Origin of the sequence: Paenibacillus sp. NPDC101420 (genome assembly GCF_050277435.1) — a bacterium.
In the GTDB taxonomy this organism is placed as follows: Bacteria; Bacillota; Bacilli; order Paenibacillales; family Paenibacillaceae; genus Paenibacillus_AQ.
Genome location: NZ_JBNNSE010000012.1, coordinates 62,419 through 71,611, shown reverse-complemented (window position 1 = coordinate 71,611; position 9,193 = coordinate 62,419). Strand labels below are relative to the sequence as shown.

15 protein-coding genes and 1 pseudogene are annotated in these 9,193 nt (G+C 37.7%); 10 read left to right on the top strand and 6 right to left on the bottom strand.

All coding sequences use genetic code 11. The annotated features are described in order from the left end of the window. Both ACQKMP_RS29490 and ACQKMP_RS29485 read left to right on the top strand, forming a co-directional pair. Window positions 1-187 (top strand): annotated as a pseudogene (locus ACQKMP_RS29490) (glycoside hydrolase family 25 protein); the annotation flags it as partial. A gap of 3 nt (window positions 188-190) precedes the next feature. After that, on the top strand, window positions 191-469 hold the full coding sequence (locus tag ACQKMP_RS29485; protein ID WP_427472423.1) for a holin: 279 nt from the start codon (window positions 191-193) through the stop codon (window positions 467-469). A gap of 259 nt (window positions 470-728) precedes the next feature. Here the strand turns inward: ACQKMP_RS29485 and ACQKMP_RS29480 are convergent, their stop codons facing one another. After that, window positions 729-1,073 carry a hypothetical protein gene (locus ACQKMP_RS29480; protein ID WP_339241474.1) on the bottom strand — a complete coding sequence of 115 codons (345 nt, stop codon included), beginning with the start codon at window positions 1,071-1,073 and terminating at the stop codon, window positions 729-731. Window positions 1,074-1,379: 306 nt separating this feature from the next. Here ACQKMP_RS29480 and ACQKMP_RS29475 point away from each other — a divergent pair, with 306 nt between their 5' ends. Then, on the top strand, window positions 1,380-1,595 hold the full coding sequence (locus ACQKMP_RS29475; RefSeq protein WP_427472421.1) for a hypothetical protein: 216 nt from the start codon (window positions 1,380-1,382) through the stop codon (window positions 1,593-1,595). Window positions 1,596-1,768: 173 nt separating this feature from the next. Here ACQKMP_RS29475 and ACQKMP_RS29470 read toward each other — a convergent pair whose 3' ends face one another. Genes ACQKMP_RS29470 through ACQKMP_RS29460 form a run of 3 tightly spaced genes read right to left on the bottom strand, consistent with a single transcriptional unit; the run spans window position 1,769 to window position 3,413 of the window. Continuing rightward, on the bottom strand, window positions 1,769-2,113 hold the full coding sequence (locus ACQKMP_RS29470) for a DUF3221 domain-containing protein (protein WP_427472419.1): 345 nt from the start codon (window positions 2,111-2,113) through the stop codon (window positions 1,769-1,771). A gap of 27 nt (window positions 2,114-2,140) precedes the next feature. Continuing rightward, window positions 2,141-3,052, bottom strand: a complete 912-nt coding sequence (locus ACQKMP_RS29465; RefSeq protein WP_427472417.1) for a S1 family peptidase — start codon at window positions 3,050-3,052, stop codon at window positions 2,141-2,143. Beyond that, window positions 3,045-3,413: a hypothetical protein gene (locus tag ACQKMP_RS29460; RefSeq protein ID WP_427472415.1), complete on the bottom strand. Its 369-nt coding sequence runs from the start codon at window positions 3,411-3,413 to the stop codon at window positions 3,045-3,047. The genes ACQKMP_RS29465 and ACQKMP_RS29460 overlap by 8 nt, the downstream gene beginning before the upstream one ends. A gap of 343 nt (window positions 3,414-3,756) precedes the next feature. Here ACQKMP_RS29460 and ACQKMP_RS29455 point away from each other — a divergent pair, with 343 nt between their 5' ends. After that, on the top strand, window positions 3,757-3,975 hold the full coding sequence (locus tag ACQKMP_RS29455; RefSeq protein WP_427472413.1) for a hypothetical protein: 219 nt from the start codon (window positions 3,757-3,759) through the stop codon (window positions 3,973-3,975). 134 nt (window positions 3,976-4,109) lie between these two features. Here the strand turns inward: ACQKMP_RS29455 and ACQKMP_RS29450 are convergent, their stop codons facing one another. Continuing rightward, the gene (locus tag ACQKMP_RS29450) at window positions 4,110-4,304 is read right to left on the bottom strand and encodes a hypothetical protein (RefSeq protein ID WP_339241463.1); all 195 of its coding nucleotides are present in this window, start codon (window positions 4,302-4,304) and stop codon (window positions 4,110-4,112) included. Between the two features lie 206 nt (window positions 4,305-4,510). Here ACQKMP_RS29450 and ACQKMP_RS29445 point away from each other — a divergent pair, with 206 nt between their 5' ends. The 3 genes from ACQKMP_RS29445 (at window position 4,511) to ACQKMP_RS29435 (ending at window position 5,451) form a co-directional block, all read left to right on the top strand. After that, a complete protein-coding gene (locus ACQKMP_RS29445) occupies window positions 4,511-4,666 on the top strand; it encodes a hypothetical protein (protein ID WP_197071257.1) in 156 nt (51 codons plus the stop codon). A 27-nt stretch (window positions 4,667-4,693) separates the two neighbouring features. Further along, window positions 4,694-4,789 carry a sporulation protein YjcZ gene (locus ACQKMP_RS29440; RefSeq protein WP_427472411.1) on the top strand — a complete coding sequence of 32 codons (96 nt, stop codon included), beginning with the start codon at window positions 4,694-4,696 and terminating at the stop codon, window positions 4,787-4,789. A gap of 521 nt (window positions 4,790-5,310) precedes the next feature. Next, window positions 5,311-5,451: a hypothetical protein gene (locus ACQKMP_RS29435; protein ID WP_427472410.1), complete on the top strand. Its 141-nt coding sequence runs from the start codon at window positions 5,311-5,313 to the stop codon at window positions 5,449-5,451. Window positions 5,452-5,454: 3 nt separating this feature from the next. On the opposite strand, the gene ACQKMP_RS29430 is transcribed toward ACQKMP_RS29435, so the two are convergent. Continuing rightward, window positions 5,455-5,661, bottom strand: coding sequence for a hypothetical protein (locus tag ACQKMP_RS29430; protein ID WP_339241457.1), 207 nt, complete (start codon window positions 5,659-5,661; stop codon window positions 5,455-5,457). 693 nt (window positions 5,662-6,354) lie between these two features. On the opposite strand from ACQKMP_RS29430, the gene ACQKMP_RS29425 reads away from it, so the two are divergent. From ACQKMP_RS29425 to ACQKMP_RS29415, 3 genes are all read left to right on the top strand, one after another. Next, window positions 6,355-7,671, top strand: coding sequence for a hemolysin family protein (locus ACQKMP_RS29425; protein ID WP_042188644.1), 1,317 nt, complete (start codon window positions 6,355-6,357; stop codon window positions 7,669-7,671). A 159-nt stretch (window positions 7,672-7,830) separates the two neighbouring features. Then, a complete protein-coding gene (locus ACQKMP_RS29420; RefSeq protein ID WP_427472407.1) occupies window positions 7,831-8,583 on the top strand; it encodes a DsbA family protein in 753 nt (250 codons plus the stop codon). Beyond that, window positions 8,580-9,041 (top strand): disulfide oxidoreductase, encoded by a 462-nt coding sequence (locus tag ACQKMP_RS29415; protein ID WP_427472405.1) that lies wholly within the window; start codon window positions 8,580-8,582, stop codon window positions 9,039-9,041. Before ACQKMP_RS29420 ends, ACQKMP_RS29415 begins: the two co-directional genes overlap by 4 nt. Window positions 9,042-9,193: the final 152 nt, after the last annotated feature.

Here is a 9,193-nt window from a genome sequence, read left to right as displayed (position 1 = left end):
CCTAGCAACTATTGAGAAGCGTTTAAATATCTCCGGCAAGGAAACCTATGCCATCAATTATACAGAGGCTATTACGGCTGCTAAAGCGGTTGGAGTGATAACTACATCGGCAGAAAAGTCAAAGCTAGAACTTAATGTGATTCAAATGTTGTACAACATGGGATTATTTGCGAAGGGGGATAAATAATTAATGGACAATCAAAACCTAACTAATGTACTGGCGTTCTCCTCGGTGATCGCCGTTTTTGTGATGGCGGGAGTACAGTTTGTAAAGAAGTCGGTTAACGTGCCTAATAATATATTACCTTTGATTGGCTTAGTTATCGGCTTAGTGATTGGTGTTGTGGCTTATCCTTTTACAGAGTTGGATTTGACTCTACGGTTATGGGCTGGCGGTTTAGCGGGATTATCAGCAACTGGGCTATTTGAACTGGCTTTTAGTAAGAGGGTTGGGACTACAAATGAATAAAGAAATTAGCTCACTGGTTTTGACTAGTGGGCTTTTGTCATTTACAGATATTTCTGCTCTATTAGCATTTTATCAGATAAGCCAACTATAAATTGAGGAACGGGAAAGCAACTTTTTTATTTGCTCATAAGAAAAACTAGGTAATCCTGATTATTGGAATTTATACTGAAGGGTGGGATTGCCGGACGTTTGGAGAAATAAAAATCCCCGCCAGGTTTATATGACGGGGAAATTAATATGAACGTTTAATTTAGTAGTATTAAGATGCTCTTACCACTACTGAATAATACATCCAATTTCCATTACCAAAATCAGCTCTTATAACTGTGATACCTGGTTTGAGAGCATAAATTGCATCTTCATTATAGGGTTCTAAAATAGCAGCTCCATCAGTAGAAACAATCACAAATGAATATCCCGTGACCCAAGTGCGATCTCCAACAACTAAATTAATCACAGTAGAAAAATCTTGGAATGGGGTTATTTGTGATGATTGATTAGTGTCAGGTAGACTTGTGGCAGAGGTGGTCGAAGCGAATGAGGTCGACCCTAGAGAAAAACAGGTAGCAACAGTTAAAAGTCCAAGTAAAATTTTCTTTTTCATAATTCAACCTTCTTTCCTTTATTTGGGATACAATCCAATTATGATATAAATATATACATTTGTAAACATATTTTGTAGATTAATAGAATATTTATCATATATTTGGGATATAAAATATTGATTTAACTACTTATTCGAGTGATTCTCTTATCGTATGACATAACGACATATACATAATGTTCCAATTCTAGTATCCTATATGCAGGAGTGTGTTTTGGGGTAACATGAATATAAATGATGTGGAATACATATGAGTTCTAAAACTTATCTTTATCAAACTTAATTAAAACATATGGAGTGATCGTGTTGAGTAATGTATACAAAGTCTTGAAGACGGATGTTGAACTTCTAACAGCTGCTTTGTCACAGTCACAAGTAGATATACTTGAACGGCGTGGTGATCTGGCTGGCTGCATAATTGATTGTGAGGGTCCAGCCCAGAAATGGAGCCCAGTGAGCGTTAAGGTTGCTGATGCTTATTACATGAGAAATGAATTTGAGTTTAGGATGGTTTTGGCATAAGGGCAAAAAAACTCTATTAACCTTAACTGTTCGGAAGGGTATCCTGATTCAGAAATCACCCTTAAGAGCGATGTTGAATTTATTTAATGTCCCATATTTCTTTAATTCTACACAAAAAAGCGGCGTCCCCTTGGGGACGCCGCTTCCTCATAGTAGATTCTATTTTTCATTGTTCAATTCTTGATTTTAGTGATTTTTTTTGCGGTCACTTGTGCTGGAAATGAATCATCACTTACGTCATAGGATATTTCAATTTGATCACCTTTTTTATATTTAGAAGTTGTAACCTTACTTACCCAAATGGCCTGGGAATACTCACCAGAGTCAAGGACTTCTTTGTAATCCTTGTTCAAGTCTTCTTCTTTTAATTCAGAAATTACTAAAATTCTTTTATTTTCTAAATCTATTGTGTGAACAATTCCTTTCAAAACTTCATCATTCTTATTACAGGCGGTGACTAATAACAAAAAAACAAAAATAAGAGTCCATTTAATAGTAGTACGTGGTTTTTGAAACATGGACCTTCTCCTCTAGTGGTTACGACATTAGTTTAAAATCGGTTGTACAGGCATAGCATTTAGTACATTACCAATATAAGAATAAACAGCATTTCCATTATGACGACCTTTATTGATTCCCATTAATACAGTACCATAATATGTTGGTGCGCCACTATCCCCGGGTGCAGAGGTGTAGCTAGCTGATCTTAAGTTACTAAAAGTTACCCCATCAATACTATATGATACAGATTTGCTCAATATTGTTCCACACGATACTGGATTAGTGGCTGATGAAGCTCCAGACATGCAAACCATACTTCCTGCGAAGTCGTTTGCCTGAACAGTATCGAAATATCCTGCTCTACTGGAAGATGTATAGAGATCATTGGTATAGGATAAGCTTGATGTACCTATTGTTGCAGCATCAACTCTTCCACCATAGACTCTTGTACCTATCGCACCAACATTATTAGTACCTTGATTGAAGGAGTTACCGGCAGTCCCGCAATGGGCGGCAGTAACAATGTATCCTGAAATGCTTCCTGATGGTTTAGCCAAAAAACCTATGCTACAGTAACCACCGGTGTTATTGTTAACTATTTTTGTCCCTGCTTGAAGAGGATTGTAAGTTGAATTTCTGTCAACATCATCCGAAACGACAGCAGATTCTCTTATAGATAACATATCGGCGTTAAAAGTTTCTTCTAATATCTTTCTCTTCGTTTCATTAAAGTCCTTCACACCCACCTGTATTTTTTGCTCTGCTAAATCTACTAACGTATCGGTAATCGTAACTCCGTTAAAATCAGTATTTATCAAAGAAATTAATTTTTCATTAAGCTCGTTTAAATCGTTTTCAGAATATTTTGTAACAAAGACATTTATTAAACTGGAGTCACCATATATTTTTTTGAAATCAGATTCATATTGATCTTTATTAGTATCAGCTTTAACCAATGTTTATAATCCCTCCAGACTTTTGGTCAATAAAAACAAGCCCATCTTTTATATTTTTATCTAGGTACTCTTTAACTAAGGGTAAATTTTCTGTTTGATGATTGATACGCTTTATGAGCTGTTCTTCCTCTAGTTTTGTCAACCTAACTCCGAACTTAGAGTCTACCATTATATTGTCATCTTTGGAGTCCATTTGTTTTACCTTGCTGATATTAGTGTCTAATCCGAATTGCTGTCTAAAAGACAATTCTTCTTTTGTGTAATCATAAGACTCAAGTTCAGACGACGCACTTACACTCCCAGAACACAAAAATAAGATAGCAGCGGTCAACATTAGTACTGTTCTTTTTTTAAATTCCATAAGTCACCTCGTAAAAATTATTTGTAGACAAAGTTCGATTACTTGTAAAAGTTTACTTTTTTATATAGTAATTACAATACATAAATTGAAAATTTTTCATGTTAAAATTTGAAATAGTAATAGATTTTAAGATTATGCAGTACATACTTGAGGGAATTACTGATACATACTATACATCTGAGAGATATGGATAAGAAAAAATTTCAATACATACAAAACAATAAGTATCACTTCGTCAATTTTAATTGGTAAGTGGGGGGTTGTTTCCAGGCTATTGGTGAAATGGTGTTTTTTCAGCTAGGCTAATAGATCCCTGCCTGCAATGGGGGGATTATTGAAAGAGGTGAGTGTTACAAATGAGGTGTTGGTATCAGATTCAGAGTTTCTGACGGCAGCACTGGTTCAATCCAATGTATCTGTATGGTACCGTGAAGACCCGGACCCAATTGGCAACTTGATGGATTACGGTGGAATCGTAGAGGGATATACACCAGACTCTATTAAGCTCGCTGGAGCTCATTTTGTTCGGGGACGGTTTGAGTTTAGAACATACATAAAATAACCCGCCGGGCTTATGCCTGACGGGTTTTCCTGTTTTTCTAATCTTGAATACAAATTACATGTTGTATCATGGGCTGTACTCCGCATTACGCACAAGGAAACTTTGAGATAAGCTTTCTGTATCTTAATAGTCTTTTAGCCGAATAACCTTGAGAGCAGAATAATCTCCGCCAATCGTATGATGCGTCTTCTTCTGCGCCCTCTAATAATGGAACTTAGAATAAGAAAATCTGTGCCAACTGATGAGAGAGTTCCGGTAAAAACACTTCCAGTGGTTATCACCTGTACGCTTTTGCCCTGTAGTAATTTGGCTTGTTTGCGAAAGTTCATGGTTTATTCCCCCTTTCTCTTACTGATAAGGAACGTATAGTAGGGTATTCCTGATCAGTAATGTTTGATAGATATAAACGTGGAGAAAGTAACCCGATTTCCACTGCTTGTGTTTGGGGTGAACGCTAATTTCCATTTACCCCACGCACCGATACAAATCCCGCATATCTTAGTTTTGTATCCAATTAAAAAGGAGGAATTGACAAATGGGCGAAGTACGTGGAGAACGTTGTTGCGGCGTTGGTGAACGTGAACGTGAACGTGAACCTGAACGTTTTGTTGGTGGAGCCTTTACATCCACAGGTGCAATCTTGGTGCTCTTTATCCTGCTGGTCATCATTACAAAAGCTTGTATATTCTAAATTGTATTCATTTACAAAGGAGGAATTATGATGGGTGATTTTGCTGGAGGATTTACTTCTACCGCTGCAATTCTGGTTCTATTTATCTTGTTGGTAATCATCTCTAAGACTTTCTTTATCTAAGTTTCAAACCTCCCAATATAGCTGCACCTAATTAAATCCGCCAGTACTCATGCTGGCGGATTTTTTAAACACATAATCAAAGACGTATCCCCGTCAACCTTAACTGGTCGGCGGGGATTTTTCTGTTTATGTAACTTGATATTCAACGAATGTTCATTTCTTAATTCGCAAAGACCAATACGAAAGCTAAGGTCGGGATTCCAATAATACCAATTAATGTCCATACTAACCGAACTGGAATTGTGACCGTCAATTTAACCACCTCCCATGTATTTCTTTATTCATTCAACATTGTCTCAGTAAATCGTTCGCACTCATTGTCCTATCATTTTATATAAGGCTAGTATCATACCGGAACAAACATCCAATCACTAAGCTCTATCAACACATAATCTACATGGTATTAACAACGATGGAGGTGAATTGAATAATGCACACTAGCTCTGCTACGATTCTGGTGCTATTCATTTTATTGGTAATTATCGCTTGTAGCTGCGGCGTCTTCCCACGCGAAGAGAGACGTGAAGAAAGATGTGAAAGACGAGGAGAAAGACGAAGCGAAAGACGAGAAGAAAGACGAAGCGATAGACGAGAAGAAAGACGAGAAGAAATACCCTTTTTATTTCCCTTTATTATTTAATTGCGTAACCTCAGTTCGTTAATTCCTAAAATAACATTAATGAGAAGGCCCATTCTATGGGCTTTCTTTTTCCAATATCATCAGGAATATAATAATATGCATCTTCTAGCTGACTCAAAATCCAAATTTTCACTGGTTCAGAAAGTGTCCATAATTCTAGAAGTGAGGCAGCCATTTTTTCAAGATATGCTTTATGATGTTGAAGTTGTTTTTCAATAAATTTATTTTCCATCCAATACACATTCCTTGTTCTTCGACTCCCGAAGGTGGGGGATTTTTGTTTTATAAGCTATCTTCCATAATAGGTCGATGATACATATCCTCACCAGCTTTTCTTGCAGATACAGCATCCTCGAACAAATGGAATATGACAATGATTGGATTAAGATCGACGATGTTATTCAGGTGACTACATAAATAAATGCCCCGCGATTGCTGTTGCGACTGACTGATGTTCGAAAATCAGTCTAGACTGGCAAGCGTTACGAATGATCATGAGTAGCAATTGGAACTTCAACGTAAGCTGGAGATGCTCCGGTTGACGGGACGGGTTCTAAAGACTTAACATATATAATAGAAGGAACACATTTATAAGAAATTAGAACAAAAGAAAATCATCTGATAAAATCACGGAAAAATCACATAATCTCTTTTTATTAGTTTGTACCTGTTTCTACTATTAAGGGGTATGTGTCCATCAGCGGCAAAAATAGATCATATTTTTACACTGGTTTTGACCTGTTTTGATGGGCTATGTAATAATATAATAAAGTATATATTCAAAAACGTGATTCCAGACTGGAGATGAAACCATTGGGAAATTGATACTGAAAGGAACAACTGGCAAGCTTCTTGCTGATACTCTGAAAAAACGAAGGAGGTGGGCCTATCCATCCGTACGGAGAATGATGGATAGGATTATAAATTGAGCGACCCTTTACCCGGTATATTACACGTAGGTCTTATTATTCTGTTGGTATTATTAAATGGATTTTTTGTTTCAGTTGAATACGCAATGGTGAAAGTACGAAGCGGTAGAATTGATACCCTTATTGAAGAAGGTAGTAAAAAAGCTTTAAAAGCGAGAAGCATCGTACGCAACTTGGAAGGTTATCTATCCGCCTGTCAGCTTGGTATTACATTGGCTTCACTTGCGCTAGGATGGTTGGGGCAACCCGCTATAGCTAACCTTGTTGGGCCCTTATTAGGAAGTATAGGTTTTGGAGTAACCGCTGTTAATGTTGTATCTTTGATTATTGCTCTAATGTTTATCACTATCTTGCATATCGTACTAGGAGAACTTGCACCTAAGACTATTGCAGTTAACAAGGCTGAATCTGTCCTTTTGCTAACATCTGGGCCGATGAATGTGTTTTACAAGATCATGTATCCAGTGATTTGGATCGTAAATGGGCTGGCACGTGGTTTATTACGGATCTTCCGTTTATCCCCTGCTTCAGAGCTGGGAACGGCGCATACGGAAGAAGAAATCCGTATTATCATGCAAGAAAGTAATAAAAGCGGCTTTATTGATAATACCGAAATGGCGCTGGTTGACAATATTTTTGAATTTGTGGACACAATGGCCCGTGAGATCATGATTCCTCGAACAGAAATGATCTGCCTGAATAATCATCTTTCAACGGAAGAGAACCTTGAGATTGCTTTTGATGGAATGAGGACGCGTTATCCAGTCTGTGATGGTGATAAGGATCATATCCTAGGCTTCATTCATATCAAGGACTTAATTAGGGATCGTGAACAAAGCTATAATAAATTGATTCGTCCTATACTAACCGTACCAGAATCTATTCAGATTAGTGCTCTGCTGAAAGTCATGCAGCGCGCAAAGACACAAATCGCCATTCTGATTGATGAGTACGGTGGAACATCAGGAATGGTTACGCTGGAAGATATCATGGAGGAAATTGTAGGAGAAATTCAGGATGAGTTCGATGAAGAACGTCCTGGTGTTGAGAAGCTGGGGGAGGATGAACACTCCATCGACGGCTTGATGCTTATTGAAGAGATCAATGATCTTTTGGGGCTCCATATGGATACTGAGGATTATGATACGATAGGCGGTTGGCTGTATTCTAAATTGGAGGTTAATCCACCTCAAAAAGGACAGTCTGTAGAATTTGATGATCATCTGTTTATTGTGGAAGAAACGGATAATAAGCGGATTTCTCGAATTAAGCTGCTGAAGTTACAGCTATTGACTGAAGAAGCTGGTGCATAACGAACTTATTAGTAATATTAGGACACAGTGCTATAGCGCTGTGTCTTTTTTACAGTGTTTTTACAGTATTGTTTGCCAAAAAGAGATTAAAAATTATATAATTTTAAATGTATATGATAAAAACTACATTAGTCCACAGAGGACAGAAAGGAACTCTCCTTGAGTAAACCTAATAAAAGTACAAGCGTTCCCCAGCTTAGCAAACAAGAGAAACGGCGGGTAGAACAGGAGCAGCAAAAGCAGAAGACGAGAATTTTAATTATTAGTTCAATAGCTTTAGTAGTCATCATTTTTGTTGGATTGTTTATGTTAGCTTCGAAAGATGCCGCAAAAAATGCCACTTCGGGAGACCCAGTAGCATTCAATTACAGTGAGCTACCTAGAGTCGGTAAAGAGGATGCACCTGTTAAAATTGTTGAATTTGGAGACTTAAAATGTCCAGCGTGTTCCCAATTTGCAACTTCAGTTAAACCGAAAATTGTTCAAGATTTTGTCAACGAGGGAAAAGCAGCGCTCTACTTTGTAAATATGGCTTTCGTTGGTCCAGACTCTGAAACTGCCTCACTTGCTGCATTATCTGTTTACCATCAGAATCATGATGAATTCTGGAAGTTCTATGATGCTGTATATGCTCAGCAAGGTGATGAGAGCGAAGAATGGGCGACTGAAGATTTCTTAGTAAGCCTTGCGGAGAAAGAGAAGTTAGCTATCGATTACGAACTGCTGCGTAAAGATATCAAGGATCGTACGTATGCAGATGAGCTGAATAAGGGTATGCAGTTAGCTAGTGAAGCTGGGGTGACGACTACACCATCCCTTTATATCAATGGAGTAATGACTGCGGATCCATTTAACATTGAAGCGATTTCAACTGAGATTAACGACGCCGCAAAAGCTGTGGAGGCAAAGTGACAAAGTTCCTATCTTTTTGCAAGCGTAACTGCCTGTATCTGGCCTGGTTCGTCTCTTTAGTTGCTGTTGCTGGTAGCTTGTATCTGAGCGAAGTATTGAAATATGAACCTTGTAAGCTTTGCTGGTTCCAGCGAATTTTTATGTATCCTCAGTTATTCCTCTTGGGAATTGCGACGTTTCGAGGGGATAAAAGGATTATCCCATATGTTCTTCCACTAAGCTTGATTGGTGGTAGTATCTCGATCTATCATTATGCGGAGCAGAAGATTCCTGCGTTAAGTAAAGTGCTTCCTTGTACAATTGGAGTTCCTTGTAATAAGGATTACTTGAACTTTTTTGGATTCATTACGATTCCTTTCCTTGCATTAATCGCTTTTGTTTTAATTAGCATTTTACTTTGGTACGGACGTAAGGAAGAAGTGATGGAGTTAGATACAGAGGAAAGTTTAGGATTTTGATTTTTTAACTTTAAGTGATCCGAAAAAATGTGAAAAGTGATTAAAAACACGATCCAGAGGGATAATTGAAGAGAATGAAAGAGAGCATCCAATAAGACGCTGTATTTGCGCTTACTGGATGTTTTTTCATTCTTTTTTCATTTTTTTCAACG

Excerpts from the sequence above, each read along its gene's own strand:
- ACQKMP_RS29485 (WP_427472423.1), top strand. The coding sequence starts at position 191 with ATGGACAATCAAAACCTAACTAATGTACTGGCGTTCTCCTCGGTGATC.
- ACQKMP_RS29480 (WP_339241474.1), bottom strand. The coding sequence starts at position 1,073 with ATGAAAAAGAAAATTTTACTTGGACTTTTAACTGTTGCTACCTGTTTT.
- ACQKMP_RS29470 (WP_427472419.1), bottom strand. The coding sequence starts at position 2,113 with ATGTTTCAAAAACCACGTACTACTATTAAATGGACTCTTATTTTTGTT.
- ACQKMP_RS29460 (WP_427472415.1), bottom strand. The coding sequence starts at position 3,413 with ATGGAATTTAAAAAAAGAACAGTACTAATGTTGACCGCTGCTATCTTA.
- ACQKMP_RS29450 (WP_339241463.1), bottom strand. The coding sequence starts at position 4,304 with ATGAACTTTCGCAAACAAGCCAAATTACTACAGGGCAAAAGCGTACAG.
- ACQKMP_RS29445 (WP_197071257.1), top strand. The coding sequence starts at position 4,511 with ATGGGCGAAGTACGTGGAGAACGTTGTTGCGGCGTTGGTGAACGTGAA.
- ACQKMP_RS29440 (WP_427472411.1), top strand. The coding sequence starts at position 4,694 with ATGATGGGTGATTTTGCTGGAGGATTTACTTCTACCGCTGCAATTCTG.
- ACQKMP_RS29430 (WP_339241457.1), bottom strand. The coding sequence starts at position 5,661 with ATGGAAAATAAATTTATTGAAAAACAACTTCAACATCATAAAGCATAT.